Source organism: Agromyces cavernae (genome assembly GCF_021044935.1).
GTDB classification, from domain to species: Bacteria; Actinomycetota; Actinomycetes; order Actinomycetales; family Microbacteriaceae; genus Agromyces; species Agromyces cavernae.
Genome location: NZ_JAJNMP010000006.1, coordinates 36747 through 52616, shown reverse-complemented (window position 1 = coordinate 52616; position 15870 = coordinate 36747). Strand labels below are relative to the sequence as shown.

Sequence of the window (15870 nt, the reverse complement as noted above, 5' to 3'; positions counted from 1 at the left end):
AAGCACGGCAACCGTGGCGTCACGCCTCAGCAGAAGGACGTGACTCCGGTCACTCCCGGCAGCCGTGGCTGGTCAGGCGCCGGCCGCGGCGCCAGCACCTACGTGCAGACGCCGCGGGAATGGCGCGGCACCACCGTTCAGGTTTGCGGCCTCTGGCCGTTCGCGGTGGGTGCGGGTACTCCGATGGTCGGAGTGCCGCTCGGCCGCCACATCCAGACGGGTGCCACGCTCTGCTGCGATCCCATCTCGTGGTTCCAGCGCGCCAAGCTCATCAGCAACCCGAGCGCGTTCGTGCTCGGCAAGCCGGGTCTCGGGAAGTCTTCGCTCGTCGCGCGAATGGCTGTCGGCCTCTCGGGCTACGGTGTCATGCCGCTCGTCCTGGGCGATCTGAAGCCCGATTACGTCGAGCTCATCCAAGCGCTCGGCGGTCAGGTCATTACCCTCGGCCGCGGCCGAGGGCACCTGAACGTTCTCGACCCCGGTGAGGCGTTGGAGGCCGCACACCGACTCCGGGATGCGGGGCACGAGAAGGAAGCGTCGCAGGTGCTTGCCGATGCCCACGGCCGTCGGCACACGATGGTCTCAGCTCTCCTGACGATCCTCCGGAAGTCGCCGCCGACCGACCGCGAAGAGACGATCATCGATCGTGCGCTGAAGTGGCTGGACGACAACTTCGTCGGCATTCCCGTGCTGGGCAACCTGCTCGAGGTCATCCAGCAGGGGCCGGTCGAAGTGCGTCAGGCAGCTCTCGACCGCGGCAATGAGCAGCGGTACCGGGAGATCACCGAGAACCTCGAGGCCTCGCTGATCGGCCTCGTCGGCGGCGGTCGCCTTGGCGAAACCTTCGCCCATCAGACCACCGCACCGATGAAGCGCGACCGGCCCGTCGTGTACGACGTGTCCGCCATCGACGACTCAGACATGGACCTGCAGGCGGCGACGCTGCTGGCCTGCTGGTCGGCGGGCTTCGGAACGGTCAACGTCGCGAACGCCTTGGCCGACGCAGGCCTCGAGCCTCGGCGGCACTACTTCGTCGTGCTCGACGAGCTGTGGAGGGCGCTCCGCGCTGGACGCGGCATGGTCGATCGCGTCGACGCCCTGACCCGGCTGAACCGTCAGCGCGGTGTCGGTATGGCGATGATCTCTCACACCATGAGCGACCTTCTGGCGCTGCCCACCGAAGAAGACCGCATGAAGGCCAAGGGCTTCGTCGAGCGCTCGGGCATGGTGATCTGCGGCGGTCTTCCGTCTGCGGAGATGCCGTTGCTGACGTCCGCGGTGCCGCTCTCGAAGGCCGAGCAGGATCTGCTCATCGGATGGCAGGATCCGCCCGCATGGGACTCCACGATCGGCGCCGAGGCGGAGCCTCCCGGACGTGGCAAGTTCCTCGTGAAGGTCGGTGGCCGACCGGGCATCCCGGTGAACGTGCAGCTCACTCAGGTTGAGCTGTCGCTCCACGACACGAACCGGCTGTGGAACGAGCAGAGCCGTGTCGGAACGACTCTTCAGGAGGCATCGTGAGTGTGCCCAACAATCGTCGCCGCGACCCCGGTGGAGCCGATCCTGGAATGCTCGCCCTCTTCGGGGTCGCCGGGCTTGCCGTCGTCGCCGCCCTGGTGGTCAACGTTGCTGTGCGTCTCGGCTACGAGCTTGAGGGAACGCCTCTCGAGCTCACCTCGAACCCGGCGACGCTCGTGTTTCAGGTCATCGGCGGCAAGGTCGCATGGCCCGAGAGCGGTACCTGGATCGCCGCAGCCCTTGGCGCGGTGATCTTGGCGTTGATCGTCGTCATCGCTGTGCTCGTCGGTCGCTACCGGAAGTCCCGCACGCGCGTCGACGACAAGTCCGCGTTCATGGGGCGCGGCCGCGACGTCGAAGGACTCTCACAGCGCAACGCGAAGGCAACGGCGATGCGCCTCGGCGTCGAGACGTCGACCGGCGTGCCGATCGGCCGGACGGTTGCCAGCAACCAGCCGATCTTCGGCTCGTGGGAAGACATGCACATCGATATCTGGGGCCCCCGTACCGGTAAGACGACCTCGCGCGCCGTTCCGGCGATCTTGGACGCACCGGGCGGCGTCATCGTCACCTCCAATAAGCGCGACGTCGTCGATGCAACGCGGGATGTGCGTGCGAAGTCCGGGCCGGTCTGGGTGTTCGATCCTCAGGGCATCGCGCTCGAGGAACCGACCTGGTGGTGGAACCCGCTCAGCTACGTCACGGACGAGGTGAAGGCCGCGAAGCTCGCGGAGCACTTCGCCTCCGGCTCGCGGGACCCTGGCGCGCGCACGGATGCCTTCTTCGACCCTGCGGGTCAGGACCTTCTCGCCGGGCTCCTGCTGGCTGCTGCGCTTGACCAGCGGCCGATCACGGACGTCTATCGGTGGTTGACTCGTCCCACCGATGAGACTCCGATCGACATCCTCGCGCGGCATGGCTTCACGCTGACGGCGGATCAGGTGTCGGGCGTCATCTACGCCCCGGAGAAGCAGCGCGGCGGCGTGTATGGCACCGCGCAGCAGATGGCCTCGTGCCTGACGAACCGGCAGATCGTCCGGTGGGTGACGGCGATGGATGTCGTGGACACGCGGCCGCAGCTCGACCCTGCCGCGTTCGTGCGCGATGGCGGCACGCTCTACTCGCTCTCCAAGGAGGGCAAGGGCACTGCCGGCCCGCTCGTGACCGCGCTGACGGTCGCCGTCGTCGAGGCAGCCGAAGAGCTGGCGGCGCGCTCGGCCGGCGGACGGCTGCGCACTCCCATCGTCGGCGTTCTCGATGAAGCGGCGAACGTGTGTCGGTGGCGCGAGCTCCCGAACCTCTACAGCCACTACGGCTCGCGCGGAATCGTCCTCATGACAATCCTTCAGTCATGGTCGCAGGGTGTGGAGGTGTGGGGCGAGTCGGGCATGAAGAAGCTTTGGAGCGCCTCGAATGTGAAGGTCTACGGCGGCGGCGTCACCGAGGTGGCATTCCTCGAGGACGTTTCGCGCCTGATCGGCGACTACGACCGGCGCACCTCGTCGTTGTCGACGGGCAAGAATGGCCGTGGAGTTTCGTATCAGAATCACCGCGAACGCATCCTCGATGTCGCGGACCTCGGCGCCATGCCCAAGGGGCGCGCCGTGGTGCTCGCGTCGGGCTCTCGCCCGACGCTCATCCGGTCGCAGCCCTGGATGACTGGCCCGTACGCCGAGGACGTCAAGGCCTCCATTCGTGCGCACGATCCTGAGGCGGCACGCACCCTCGATCAGGCGATGAACGAACTCGCGGCCGTCGCGGCCGCGGAAGGACAGGAGGCATCGTGAGCGACGACTGGGGAACTGACGACATGGAGGAGAGCACCCAGACCCCGGCAGGCAGGGCTGCTCGGTCGACGGCGTTCGGCGTCGACATCAGCGACCTTGCTGCGCAGCTCGTCGATGCGCAGGTCAAGGCATCCGTGAAGGCCGCTGTCGCGGATGTCGCCGCCGAAGCTGTGAAGGCCGCGCTGACCGAAGACGTGATGAATGCGTTGCGCGAGAAGGCTGCCGCCGACGCCGAGGCGGCAATCACTATGCAGCTCGAGGCGGAGGAGGCCGTCGAGGCGGAGCTCGACGGCGCGGGCGCGGCCGCGGAGGCATCGCCTGAGCTCTACTACGGTTCTGTCGACGAGTTCGTGCGCACCTACCTGCGCTTCGTCTACAAGCGCCGCGTCGGCACGAAGGAGTTCGTCTGGGCGGCTGATTGGTGGCGGTATGACGAGGCGGTGATCCGCCTCGAGGCGCTCTGGCGGGCGTGGGAGCATCTGCGGCTCGATCCCGCGACCGGGATGAGTGTGTGGTTCCGCGACCACGCGGACCACCACATGTCCGTGCTGCTGAGCGAGACCGGCCCCTTCGGCGCCGCCGAGGGCCTGCACGACGTGCGCCCTCAGAAGGGCGATCCGCTGCCGTACACGGACCCACCGGAGGGCATGTTCCCCGACGTCCGCGTGCCAGTCGCCGAGCCGGATGCCGCGTAGCGAGCAGCAAAGGCGAGAAGGGCCGCACCCGATTGGGTGCGGCCCTTCTTGTGTGCGTCGCCGAGCTACCGATTCAGGCCGGTCTGCTGTCGGCCGGCGCCGCGACCGCGCGACGGTCGCGCCTTGGGGGCACGCTTCGCAGTGTCCCGCGTCGCCTCGGTGGCCGGCTGTCCCTGGCTCACGTCGGCGCGCATGCGCGTGGCGATCGTTTCAGTGTCGAGCCCCTTCGTCTCGAGGTCGCGAGCTGTCGCCTCGCGGCGCTCAGCCGAGTCATACATCGGCGTGGCATCTGCCCTGAGCTGCTCGGCCCGATCTTCCTGCTCCTTGGCCATCCGCTCGGCGTCGGCACGGTCGAATGGATCCGGCTCGAACTCGGCTGCTTCGCGCGCCTGCTCGGCCGCCCGGTCGAGCAGGTCGGCCTCGGCCGTCAGGATGACCGCCTCGGCACGGTCTTCTTGTGCGCGCCGCCGCTCGGCATCCGTCTGAACGCGCAGCCGTTCGGCTTCCTCGATGGCGTCACGGAGTGCGACGGGATCGGGGTGGAGCTCGCTTGCGACCACCCCGTAGCGATCGCGCACCTGCTCGGTGATCGTGTCCTTTGCGCGCTGCGCTTCGGTATCCTCCCGAGCCCAGGCATTCGCAAGCTGGTAGCTGTCGCCGATGTTCTGCGGCGTCGCACGATCCCACCACTCGGAGCGGTTGACGTTCGCGAGCTCGGCGCGCGCGGCGAGCTGTTCGGCGTCGAACCTCGCGCGCAGTTCGCTCGCCTCTCGGTCACTCTCACGGCGGGCGCGATCAAGGGCGCGATCGCGCGCCATAGCGAACCGCTCTCCGACCTGTGCAGCCGTGGTCAGCGCCAACCGGAGCTGCCCCTCGAATGCGTCCTCCAAGCCGTCGTTCTCGTCGACCATGAGTGCCTCCCTTCCTATCGTTCCGTGCCGCGATCTGCGGTCGGTTTCGTCTCTCGTCGCGGCTCGAGCTTCGCTGGCACCGGCGAAGTCACGTCCGTCGCCGGCCGCTGGCCACCCTGGATGCGGAGCAGCATCTGCTCAGCCTCGGAGTCGAGCTTCGCCAGGGATGCGGCCGCGGGCGCGGTGGCATCCACCGTCGTCTTGGCGGTGGGGGTCAGCTCGTCGCGGATGCGGGTGAGTCGCGCTCGCACGTCCTCGACGATGTGCTGAGCCTGCCGGAGCTGCCCAGCCTTCATCTCTGCGTCATAGACCGCCTGCGCGAACCGAAGGAGCGAGCGCAGCAGTGCGGCCTGCGCGACGGCGCCCTGACCGCCGCGCGTTGCGCTCGCGAGTAGCATCGCGGCACCACCGATTGCAGTCAGGCTCGGCGAGTCCGGACGCCGTTCTTGCTTGAACGTCTGAGCTGACTTCGCCATTGCATCGGCTGCGGCGGCGAGCTCTCCGGGCTCGGTCTCGATCGCGTTCGACCACGCTGCGAACGCACCCGCGGTCTGTCGGGCAACGCGCGACCACGTCTCGCGATCCTCGAGCGGGACATCCCGGAGTTGCTGACGCAACTCGGTCAGCTCGGCGCTGTACCGCTCCCACATCTCGGGGGCCGGCTCGGCCGCCTCACGGCCAACCACCGCGACGCGGCGGCCGCGCATCGCGGCGTTCCATTCCTCCGCTGCGGCAAGTGCGTGCTGCGGACTGTCGGGCCAGCCATCACGGAGGCGCGGGAGCGAGAGGTCGCGTCCTAGTCGGAAGCCGCCGTACCAGATGGGGCGCTCACCGTGGTGGGGTCGCTCGGCTACCTTGTAGCCCTCGATGACGTCAGTGGTGCCCTTCGCGTAGTGCGGTCGCACGAGCAGTCCGTTGCGGCGCATCCGACGCACGAACTCAGCTTCGGACTCACTGGCAGTGGCACACCCGCGAACCAGACGTGCAATCTTGTGCCGTGGTTCCTCGACCGGCGTGGCCGCGAGGATCCTGGCTTGCCGATCGGCAGCAGGAAGCTGCGACCACAACGGAGCCGATGGCCCGAGCAGTGCGCGCTCCGCCTCGTACTTCGCGGTTGCCCGAGCGCGCGCGATGGCCGGCCGCTCGGCGGGCTGATATCCGCGGGTTGAGCGCTCGGCGCTGACAGACTCCAGTCGCTCGAGACCGTACTTCACCTCGAGCGCGCGCGACGCGCTTTGCGCTCGTCGGAAGTCCTGGTGGACGTTGGCCTTCGTGCCATCTTCGCGAACGAGGTTCACGGCGATGTGGATGTGATCGTTGCCGTTCTTCGAAACGCCGTGCCGCACCGCTACCCAGCGAGTCGGCGCGCGCGAACGGTCCTGGTCGTCGAACCCCATCGCGGTGATGAAGTCGCGTGCGATGGAAGCCCACTCCTCATCGGTGCGGATGCCCTCACGCACATGGGTCGAGAGGGAGCAGTGCCACACGTGGCCGCCCGAGACTTCGACGCTGTACGCAGTGCGCGGCTGGTCGAGATGGCGCGCGATCGCGAGCGCGCTCTCGTGGTCAAGCTGGCCGTCGTCGAACCACGCCATGATCGCCGGATCGCCCGCGACGACGTGCTGATCCTCGTGCTCGTTCGATCGACCCGGCCCAGCCAGGTACGTCATGAGGCCGGCCATACGGTCGCCCCGCTCGACGTTAGGAATCACTGCAGTCCGAGCCCGTCGATTGCGGTCGTCACGTTGGCGGCGATGCGGCGATGCGCCTTCAGCGTTTCGAGCAGCTCCGCCTGAATCTCGCCCGTCGCGTTCGTCGCCTTCGCGATCTGGTTGATGTTGTTCGACGACGCTGCGAGCAGGCGATGAATTCGGAAGAGCTCAGCTTGCGCGTCGCGCCGCTCGGTGACGGTCGTGCCGGCATTCTGCGCGAAGGTTGACTCGACGAGAAGGCGCGGGATCGTCACGCGCTGAGCCGCCGCCATAGCGGCGAGCCGGCCCTCTTCCTCGGGCGTCACCTTCACCTTGTGAAAGTGATGACGGCCGCCCTCGGCATTCGCACGTCGGCGACGACTGCCGGGCGCCTTCGGAGACGTCTCATCGGTCACTCTGTTGCCGCCTTTCATGCCTAGCGCAGCGACCCCGACAACGCGGGGCCACACCTCCAGTGTGCCGCATCCGCGACGCCAAGTCGAGGATGCAAGCCATTTAGGGAACCTAAATATATAGCTTGCTCCGCCTCCGGCGGTCATCCGCTCTGCCATCGGCATGAGCGGGGTGCTGACAGCGCTATGCGCTGGAAGCCGCCGCGTCACCGTGACGGGGTGCTGACAGCGCTATGCGCTGGAAGCCGCCGCGTCACCGTGACGGGGTGCTGACAGCGCTATGCGCTGGAAGCCGCCGCGTCACCGTGCGCAAAGCGCGGTCGTTCGTTGGCGGTGCCGCTTAAACTAGCGGCATGGCAAAGGAACCCAGTATTGAGGAAGCAGTCGCCCGAGCACAGCGCGGGCTCGACGAACGGATCGCGGTGATTCGGACGCTCGCAGAGACCCGGCAGAACCTCGCGGACGTGCACGCCCGGCGTGCTGCGCGCATCGCCCAGGTCGAGCGAGAGACGGCCGCAGAGGTCGCCGAGGCGGAGCGCGCCGACACTGTGGAGTACGACCGCGCGATCACTGCTGGGTGGACGGCCGCCGAGCTGCGCAAGATCGGATTCGGCGAGCCGGACAAGAAGGCTCGCGTGCGTAAGCGCGCCGCGGCGGCGAAGCCGAAGCTGGCTCCCGCCGTCGCGGCGGACGACTCGGCGACGAACGTCGCCGAGTCTCAGGAAGAGCAGCTCAGCGCCTAACGCATCCCCCTGACCACCTGTGGACGGCACGAGCTATTTCCTTCGGGCTCGTCCCGCCCACAGGTGGACAGCGGGACCCCGATCGTCCGCCCGCACACAGGTCGCACCGTCGCCTCTCAGGGGCACGCTGCGGTGACGCTCAGTGCGACCTGTGCACGGCCTCGTGAGGTGCGTGGTCGCCTTCCCCCATGAGCCGTGATCGTTACACGCTCCGAGCCCCCGTCAAGGGCGCTTCGCGTCGCTCTGCGATGCGGCTGCACCGCACCTTTGACGGGGGCTCTTCGTGTGTTCGGCGGCAGCTATCAGGGGGAAGGAGAGATGTGGGATCGAGTGCCGAACGAGTGCGCTCCTATCGCTCCGCCTCGGCACGCTCGTATGGCTTGCCCGGCCCATGCGTCGTGCGCGTCGTCTGCGTCGAGACTCCGCCCGTCGTCGGCCCGGACGGGAACGAAGCCGAGAGGATGCTGCTTCGCGTGGGGGCCGGGTCGGCCGGCTCCTCTTCGGCCGGCTTGTTCGACGCTTCCAGGGCGGCGTCGACCTCGGCGACGCGCTGCTGTGCGGCCTTCAGAGCGTCGGCGTGGGGGAAGGCTTTGCCGAGGCGTGCCTCGGCTTCTTGGGCTTCTCCCACCGAGCGCTCGATGCGCTTCTCAGAGTCTGAGATGTTGCGTGCGATCGCGGTCGTCTTGTTCTCGAGCGTGCGCACGAGACCGATGCCGGCGCCGCCGAGTTCGTCGAAGCGGACGTTGCCGCCCGAGTAGGGAACGCCCTCGAGCGCGAGGTGCGCTCGAACCTCGGTCTTCCACTCGACGGTGACCTGCTCGGAGCGCACGGTGATGGTGTGGCCGGCGATGGTGCCGAGCGTCAGCGGCCGCTCGGAGTTGGCGCGGATGATCGCGAGCTCGTTGCGCGATGCCCAGGCGGCGATCGCGTCGCCAGCGTCCTGTCGGCTGTCGTAGCTGCGGCCGTCGACGACCATCCGGAAGGCGTCGCCGCTGACGTCGACGGAGCGCGCGGACGCAGTTCGTAGTGCGGTCAGCATCTGCTCGTGCACGCCGATCGACTCGCGCGCGTTGTGCGCTCGGTGGCGGAGGGCTGCCTGTGCGCGGTGGTGCGCGGTCTCTTGACGTCGGAGCTTCTGGAACTCGGAGTCCGCGTTGGCCTTGTCGAGCACGAGCGGGTTGCCCGAGGCGAGCGCTTTCGCCTCCGCTGCCGAGAGGGCGGTGTCGCCGATGTCCTCGATCTCGCGGGTGTCGAGACGGCCGCGCATGATCTGCGCGATGAACTTCGCTTTGCGCCCCACGGTCTGCCACGAGTAAGCGTCGAAGGAACGCTCGACGACGTAGCGGTAGATGCCCACCTCGGCGTTCTGGTTGCCCTGGCGGATGCCGCGGCCGTCGCGCTGCTCGAGGTCGGCCGGCCGCCACGGGCAGTCGATGTGGTGCAGCGCAGTGATGCGCGCCTGCACGTTGGTTCCGACGCCCATCTTGCCGGTGGAACCGATGAGTACGGAGACGTGGCCGGCGCGCGCGGCCGCGAACAGCCGGCCCTTGGCCTTGTCGTCCTTCGCCTCGTGGATGAACCGGATCGAGTCGGACGGCATGCCGGCCTCCACGAGCTTCGCCTTGAGCTCGTGGTAAGCATCCCAGCGCTTCTCGTTCGGGGTGCCGAGGTCGCTGAAGACCATCTGCATTCCGCCGCGGATGGGACTCGTCTGGCCACTCACCTCGTCGCGGTACTCGTTGTTCCTGGTGCGCTCCCACTCCTTCACGATCTGCGTCGCTACAGCGTCGAGCTTGACGACGCCGGACTGCTCGGTGAACTGGTCGACGAGGCGGAGGTCGAGGGCCGCTTTGCGGCCGTCCGTGCTGATGACGAGCATGTTGTCTTCATCGGCGGTGACGGTGCGGTTCTGCACCGCTTCGGCGCGGTCGGCGATCTGCTTGATGTACTCGTCGAGCTCGGGCGTGGGGTCGAGCACGATCGTCTCGATTTCGCGCTTGCCGTCGCTGGGCCGCTCGCGGATGAGCGGGACGGGCAGCTTCAGGTCTTCGCCGGTCTTCACGTCGGCGAAGGTGTGCCACATGCGCAGCATCTCGGGCACGTTCTGGAAGCGTGCGAATCGGGTCTTGAGCCGGAACCCTCCGGCCGGTCCCATCTCCATCTCGGTGACCTGAGATCCGAACGTCGCGGCCCACCCGTCGAAGCTCGTCACGCCTGCCGCCTCGAGCAAGTCGGGGCGCAGGTAGCGCTGCATCACGTAGGCCTCGGTGACAGAGTTCGCGAGGGGCGTCGCGGTCGCCATCGTCGCCACGCGGTCGCCGTGGCGGCCGCGGAGGTACTCGAGCTTCATGTGCAGGTCAGACGCCTGCTGGCTGCCCTCGATCGCCGCGTCCTGGATGTTCGATGCGGTGGCGAGGTTCTTGTACATGTGGGCCTCGTCGACGACGAGATAGTCGATGCCCATGTCCTCGAACGAGACGCCGTGATCGCGCTCGATCGCGAGCATCTTCTTCTGCCGCTCCTCGAGCGAGAGGATCCGCTTCTCGATGCGCTTGACGCTCATCGCGTCGGCTTCCTTCGCCTCGACGAGCGCGGCCCGCATCTCGCTGATCTGGCCGTGGATGTACTCGGCTTGGAAGTCCGGCGAGATGCCGATCTTCTTGAACGCCGACTGGGTGAGCACGATGCCGTCCCAGTCGTTCGCGGCGGCGCGGGCGACGAACAGCCGGCGCTTGTCGCCGGTGAGCTCGTTGGTCGACGCGGCGAGGATACGGGCCTGCGGGTACGCCTGCAGCCACTCGCGCGAGAACTGCTCGAGCATGTGGTTCGGCACGACGATCGCGGGCTTGTTGATCAAGCCCATGCGGCGCATCTCGGTCGCGCCGACGATCATCTCCAGCGTCTTGCCCGCGCCGACCTGGTGGAACAGGCCAACGGCCGGTTCGGCGATCATGCGGGCGACAGCGGCGCGCTGGTGGGGGCGCAGTGTGAAGGTCGCGGCGAGGCCGGGAAGGGTGAGGTAGTCGCCGGCCTGCGAGTAGTCGCGCAGCACGATCGAGTTGAACCTGCGGTTGTACACGTCGGAGAGCTCGGCGGCGCGCGCCGGGTCTTCCCACACCCACTCGGAGAATCGCGCCTGCAGGGCGTCGGCTTTCTCCTGGGCGGCGGTGGTCTCGACGGGGTTGAGCACCTTCCGCTTCTTCCCGTCCGAGCCCTCAACCTCGTCGTGGACCTCGATGCGCCGCTGCTCCATGACGGCCTGCGCGATGTCGGCCGCGGGCCGGCGCATGGTGCCCCATTCGTCGGTGGCGAGCACGCCGGCACGGTAGCCGCGAACCTCCCACGCGCCGGGCATCGGGTTCTCGACGCGGATGCTTCGGTCGTTGAGCAGCTCGCGGAGGAACTGCTCGTGGATCTCGGGCGAGATCCACACCGATCCGAGACGGGCCTCGATCTGCTCGATCCCGATCGGGTCGGGAATCACCGCCTGCAGGGCTTCGACGTTCACGGTGAAGCGCGCCTCGGTCTCCGCAGCCGCGGCAGCGGCGTCGAGCTTCGTGCGCACCTCGCCCGAGAGGTACTCGGGTGCGTGCACGAGTTCACCGCTCGTCGGGTCTTCGTAGACCAGAGTGCCGAGCTGCGCGCGCGCTTCCTCGGCGTCGACGCCGAGCAGATGCGCGACGACCTCGAGGTCGACGCGGCCGGTCTCGTCGAGCGAGAGCGCGATCGCTTCGGCGGGAGTCTCCGCGCCCTGCTTGGCGGGGCGGGGCACGACGACGCGACGCAGGAGAAGCGACGCCGGTGCGCTGGTCTGCTCGGTCTCATCGAACCGCTCGAGGGCTCGCACGAGCGCGCTCTGCGGGTCCTGCTTGAACGTCGCGATGGCTCGCGGCGTGATGCGGGCGACGCCCTCCTCTCCTCGGGCCGGCTGGCCGGTCTGAGGGTCGATCACGACCGCGCCGGTCAGCTCGTCCAGCACTGGCTCGAATCGGCCTGTGCCGCGCGTCGTGAACCGGTTGATGGGCCCGAACTTGGCGACGTAGCCGCGATACTCGGCCAGCAGGGTCGCGCGCTGCGCGTCGAGCTCGCGGGTGTCGTCGAGTGTGCCTGCCTCGGCGTCGAGCAGTGCGCGGGCGCCGTCGCGAAGACTCAGAAGCGCGCGCAGCTCGACGGCCTGCGTCTTCGGCACTGCGAAGTCGCGGAGCGCGCCGCCGTGGGCGATCTTGAACTCGGCGCCGGCCGCGACGATCGTGCCGTCCCAGAAGCTGGTCTGCGCCGCGGCGGCCGCCGCGCGCTCCTGGACGGCGGCCGCAGATGCCTTGGTGAAGACGTCGCCACGCTCGATCGCGCGGCTGGTGATGTCCGTGAGTGCGCCATGCAGGCGCTCAGGGGTCGCGGCGAGGTCGTCGGTGCGAACCGAGACCGTCTCGCCGCCGTACATGCCCTGGCCGACGTGCAGCTCGCCGAGCACGTGCTCGGGGTGGATGTCGAAGTAGGTGTTGGTCCTGATGATCGTGCCGTCGACCTGCTGCGCGGTGACGGTCTCCCAGGCGACGTCGCGCGGCGGAACGCCAGCCTCGCGGCGGCGGAAGATGAGGAGGTCGGTGAGCGCTTCAGTGCCCGCGGCGCGGCGGTGCGCGCCCGAGGGCAGGCGCACGGCGCCCACGAGGTCAGCCATGCCGTTCATCTCACGCCGGGCGAACGGGTTCGTGGCGTCCATCGTGAAGCTGCTCGTCAGCACGGCGACGACACCGCCCGGACGAGTGAGCGCGAGCGACTTGATGATGAAGTGGTTGTGCATCGAGTGCCCGCCCGCGTTGTGCAGGGGGTCATGCAGCGCGACGTCGGCGAACGGAACGTTGCCGACCACGGCGTCGAAGTGGCCGCGCGGCATCCGGGTCTCGGCGAAGCTCTCGGTGCGGATGTCGGCGTGCGGGTAGAGGCCGCGTGCAATGACGGCCGTCGTGCCGTCGAGCTCGACGCCGAGCATCTGCGCACTTGCCGGCGCCATGCCGATGAAGGTGCCCGCGCCGCTTCCGGGCTCGAGCACGGTGCCGCCGTCGAAGCCAAGGCGGTCGAGGGCGGCCCAGACCTCGGCGACGTAGGCCGGGTCGGTGTAGTGCGCGTTGATCGTGGTGCGGCCGGCCGCGTCGTAGGCCGCATCGTCCAAGAGCGCGCGGAGCTGCGCTCGCTCGGTAGTCCAGTTCGATTTGGCCTCGTCGAACACCTCAGGGATCGCACCCCAGCTCGACCACCGAGCGAGCGCCTGCTGCTCGGCCGCGGTCGCAGGCCGGCCTTCCTGCTCGAGGCGGCGCGAAGTCTCGATCGCCTCGACGTTGGCCGCGAACCGGGCCTTGGCGCCAGACGGCGCGAGGTCGTCCTGCGACTTCGGCCGGAACGCTACTGCGCTGGGCTCCAGAACTCCCGCAGAGCGAGGATTCTGTTCGTCAGCTCCGTCTCGTCCATCTCGGCCGGCTCCCGGTCGAGCGTCACGAGCGGGAGCATCTTCTGCAGTCGGCTGCGCCGTGCTTCCTGCTCGTCCGACAGGATCGGCTCCGAGAAGCCCTCCCGCTCGGCTTCCTCGGTCGCGTCCTCCTGGATCGACTGCAGCTCGTGCTCGATCATCGTCGCGCTCGGCAGCTCGCCGAGCATCGTCTCGAGCTCCTCCGCGAGGCCGCTCGGCTCCGCCGTCACCGAGAAGACCAACTCGCTCAGCACCACGTCCTCGGCCTGCTTCCGGACCGCTTGAAGCTGCGCCACTTCCTCGAGGTACGGCAGATCGCTCGGCACCGTCTGCTCCAGGCGGGCGCTCAGTGCTTCGATCTGCGCGGCCGCGCTCTCCCCCAGCTCCGTGAAGAACTCCTCCGGGTTCTCCAGCGTCGCGTACCGGCTCGGTGCGTGCCGGCGCCAGTGCTCCTGAGCCATCAGCCCGTAGTGGTTCATGTTCGGCCTCATCTCCGCGATCCATCGCAAATAGGTCGAAGCTGAGCTGGCCACCGGCCAAGCTCTGCTCCGTAGCGGTCGCCGGGGCGCGTCGTGCAGCCTCGAGCTGTGCGTCAGCGTCCACTTCGGGGGCACCCCACAGATCGAACGAGAGCTGTCCATTCGGCACTTGCCGTTTACGTCTCGCCATGAGGTCCCCTCTACCGGCCGTTGCGCCATTGAGGCTAACAAGGCTCGGCGGAGCGGGTTGGGCACATGTGAGTCGTGTGTCACTGTTCGCTCCCCTCGGCGTTCTCCGGCTGCTCGAGCGCGCGGCGCACGGTCGTCGCTCCGACGTGCAGGACCGCGCCGATCTTCGCGTACGAAATCTTGTTGGCGCGCATCAGGCGTGCGGTCGCGATCTTGTCCTCGTCCATGACGGTGGGCCGGCCGCCGAGACGGCCCTCGGAGCGGGCGTACTCCAGTCCGCGGCGGGTGTTCTCGCGGATGGTGTCGACGCGGAGCTGCGCGAAGACGGCGACAACGCCGTAGAGGGCGCGGCCCATCGCAGTAGTCGTGTCGATCGGGGGCTCGGTCAGGCTTCGGATGAGAACGCCTCGCTCGTCGAGGTCATGGATGACCTGGATCGCCATCTTCTCGGTGCCCGCGATGCGGTCGAGCGCTCGGATCAGCAGAGTGTCGCCGCTGCGGAGGTAGTCCAAACAGGCAAGCCATTGAGGACGATCTGCGACGCGGCTCGAATCTCCGTCGTCGACGAACACCTTCTCGGCGCCGGCCGCGTGAAGTTCCGCGACCTGCGATTTGGGGTTCTGCTCGCGAGTGGAGACCCGCGCGTAGCCGATGATCGCCACTGCTCCCCGTCCCTAGTCTCGCCCGAGCCCGACGCTCGTGTCCGGGCCTCGCTGGGCGGGGCGAGTCGACGTCGACGCCGACGCCGTGAGCGCGGCCGTTGCCGCACGCGGATACGACGCCTGCAGGATGCTCGAGCGCGCGATGGCGTGCAACACCGAGGAGGTCGAAGCCTCCTCGCGTGTGATGGTCATCTGCTTGAAGACAGACACCATTGGCTCGAAGCTCGGCGCGGCACCGGGCGCGCGCGGCCGAGTGTCCCGTGCGCTGGCGTTCCAGTGGTCTTTGTCGACCTGAGTGCGGTCAAGTCCGAAGCCGGCCCGCTCGGCGAGGTGATCCATGAAGATTCGTGTGGATCTTCCGTTCCCCTCTCTGAATGGGTGGCACCAATTTGCGATCGTGAAAGTCTTCGCGGCGGCGAATGCGAACTGGTCCCGGTCCATCGCCACCCAGCTGTGGGACGCGATCGTTTGCGTCATCTCCTCGAGGTAGCGCTCGATGCCTTCGTTGCGCGGCGAGACGAACGCGAGCTCGTTGTAGGGGCTACGCATGTTGACCTGGCGGAACTCACCAGCCCACGCGTAGAGGTCTTTGAAGAGGTGACCGTGGATCGCGCGCAGATGATCAGCATCGAACGTGCGGGGCACCTCGTAGATGCCCGCGCGGAGCTGAGTCTCACGCTTCGCGGTCATCTTGTACTCGAACTCGCGGAGTTCCCAGAAGTCGCGGATGCCGGCCTTGTTGCGAAGAGTGTGCTCGTCGGGAGCGGGGTACTGGTAGTCCTCCCACTTCGCGAACTCAGCCACGAGCTGCGGCCTGCTGCTGCGCCCTCGCTCGTGCACGAGCGTCGTACTCAGCCTCGGTGAGGGCGCCGCGAACGAAGTCGGCGAGGTCGGCGACGTCGGCGCGGTTCGGTTCCCAACCCTCGAGCCACTGGTTGGCGAGGGTTTGCACGACGATCGTCCGCTGCTCAGTACTCAGAGGCTCGAACACCTCGGGCCAGCGGGTCTCGATGTCGAAGTGCTTCGGTTCGGTCATGGTCTCCATTGTGCGGCCGTGGCTGCTTCGCTTGGGGCCTAGACCAGCCGACAGCACGAAGAACACGTAGGCCGCGAATGCGTCCGTCTGGAGCATCCCACTCCCCTCCTGCTCGATCTCCCATTATCCGAAATGCGCCGAAAACGGTCAAGGAATAGGTTTCGGCGCGTCGAGGTTCCGGCGTGTGATTTTCGCCGCTGAATGGCGGCCTTCTGTTGCCGCTATTTGGCGGCTTGGTGTTCCGAAAGCCGATCCCTCACCGGAGCCAGGTCGCCAGCGTGA

At 68.0% G+C, this 15870-nt stretch carries 12 protein-coding genes; 4 read left to right on the top strand and 8 right to left on the bottom strand.

The annotated features are described in order from the left end of the window. The first annotated feature begins 39 nt into the window (after window positions 1–39). Genes LQ757_RS18995 through LQ757_RS18985 form a run of 3 tightly spaced genes read left to right on the top strand, consistent with a single transcriptional unit; the run spans window position 40 to window position 4000 of the window. Complete coding sequence (locus LQ757_RS18995; RefSeq protein ID WP_372459684.1) at window positions 40–1521, top strand: putative type IV secretion/conjugal transfer ATPase; 1482 nt, start codon at window positions 40–42, stop codon at window positions 1519–1521. After that, a complete protein-coding gene (locus LQ757_RS18990; protein ID WP_231048859.1) occupies window positions 1518–3305 on the top strand; it encodes a type IV secretory system conjugative DNA transfer family protein in 1788 nt (595 codons plus the stop codon). The genes LQ757_RS18995 and LQ757_RS18990 overlap by 4 nt, the downstream gene beginning before the upstream one ends. Beyond that, window positions 3302–4000 carry a DUF4913 domain-containing protein gene (locus tag LQ757_RS18985; protein ID WP_231048858.1) on the top strand — a complete coding sequence of 233 codons (699 nt, stop codon included), beginning with the start codon at window positions 3302–3304 and terminating at the stop codon, window positions 3998–4000. The genes LQ757_RS18990 and LQ757_RS18985 overlap by 4 nt, the downstream gene beginning before the upstream one ends. Window positions 4001–4065: 65 nt before the next feature. Here the strand turns inward: LQ757_RS18985 and LQ757_RS18980 are convergent, their stop codons facing one another. Genes LQ757_RS18980 through LQ757_RS18970 form a run of 3 tightly spaced genes read right to left on the bottom strand, consistent with a single transcriptional unit; the run spans window position 4066 to window position 7018 of the window. Continuing rightward, window positions 4066–4911, bottom strand: a complete 846-nt coding sequence (locus tag LQ757_RS18980; RefSeq protein WP_231048857.1) for a hypothetical protein — start codon at window positions 4909–4911, stop codon at window positions 4066–4068. Between the two features lie 14 nt (window positions 4912–4925). Further along, a complete protein-coding gene (locus LQ757_RS18975) occupies window positions 4926–6581 on the bottom strand; it encodes a relaxase/mobilization nuclease domain-containing protein (RefSeq protein WP_231048856.1) in 1656 nt (551 codons plus the stop codon). A gap of 38 nt (window positions 6582–6619) precedes the next feature. Beyond that, window positions 6620–7018, bottom strand: coding sequence for a MobC domain-containing protein (locus LQ757_RS18970; protein ID WP_231048855.1), 399 nt, complete (start codon window positions 7016–7018; stop codon window positions 6620–6622). Window positions 7019–7368: 350 nt separating this feature from the next. On the opposite strand from LQ757_RS18970, the gene LQ757_RS18965 reads away from it, so the two are divergent. Then, window positions 7369–7758, top strand: coding sequence for a hypothetical protein (locus LQ757_RS18965; RefSeq protein ID WP_231048854.1), 390 nt, complete (start codon window positions 7369–7371; stop codon window positions 7756–7758). A gap of 349 nt (window positions 7759–8107) precedes the next feature. On the opposite strand, the gene LQ757_RS18960 is transcribed toward LQ757_RS18965, so the two are convergent. The 5 genes from LQ757_RS18960 to LQ757_RS18940 form a co-directional block, all read right to left on the bottom strand. Continuing rightward, window positions 8108–12985: a helicase-like domain-containing protein gene (locus LQ757_RS18960; protein WP_231048853.1), complete on the bottom strand. Its 4878-nt coding sequence runs from the start codon at window positions 12983–12985 to the stop codon at window positions 8108–8110. A 173-nt stretch (window positions 12986–13158) separates the two neighbouring features. Then, window positions 13159–13701, bottom strand: a complete 543-nt coding sequence (locus LQ757_RS18955; RefSeq protein ID WP_231048852.1) for a hypothetical protein — start codon at window positions 13699–13701, stop codon at window positions 13159–13161. A gap of 269 nt (window positions 13702–13970) precedes the next feature. Next, on the bottom strand, window positions 13971–14552 hold the full coding sequence (locus LQ757_RS18950) for a recombinase family protein (protein WP_231048851.1): 582 nt from the start codon (window positions 14550–14552) through the stop codon (window positions 13971–13973). A gap of 12 nt (window positions 14553–14564) precedes the next feature. Continuing rightward, a complete protein-coding gene (locus LQ757_RS18945) occupies window positions 14565–15242 on the bottom strand; it encodes a Fic/DOC family protein (protein ID WP_231048850.1) in 678 nt (225 codons plus the stop codon). Window positions 15243–15348: 106 nt separating this feature from the next. Further along, entirely contained in the window at window positions 15349–15588 is a 240-nt protein-coding gene (locus LQ757_RS18940; RefSeq protein WP_231048849.1) for an antitoxin VbhA family protein, read from the bottom strand. Window positions 15589–15870 lie beyond the last annotated feature (282 nt).

Excerpts from the sequence above, each read along its gene's own strand:
- LQ757_RS18980 (WP_231048857.1), bottom strand. The coding sequence starts at position 4,911 with ATGGTCGACGAGAACGACGGCTTGGAGGACGCATTCGAGGGGCAGCTC.
- LQ757_RS18975 (WP_231048856.1), bottom strand. The coding sequence starts at position 6,581 with ATGACGTACCTGGCTGGGCCGGGTCGATCGAACGAGCACGAGGATCAG.
- LQ757_RS18965 (WP_231048854.1), top strand. The coding sequence starts at position 7,369 with ATGGCAAAGGAACCCAGTATTGAGGAAGCAGTCGCCCGAGCACAGCGC.
- LQ757_RS18955 (WP_231048852.1), bottom strand. The coding sequence starts at position 13,701 with ATGAACCACTACGGGCTGATGGCTCAGGAGCACTGGCGCCGGCACGCA.
- LQ757_RS18945 (WP_231048850.1), bottom strand. The coding sequence starts at position 15,242 with ATGACCGCGAAGCGTGAGACTCAGCTCCGCGCGGGCATCTACGAGGTG.
- LQ757_RS18940 (WP_231048849.1), bottom strand. The coding sequence starts at position 15,588 with ATGACCGAACCGAAGCACTTCGACATCGAGACCCGCTGGCCCGAGGTG.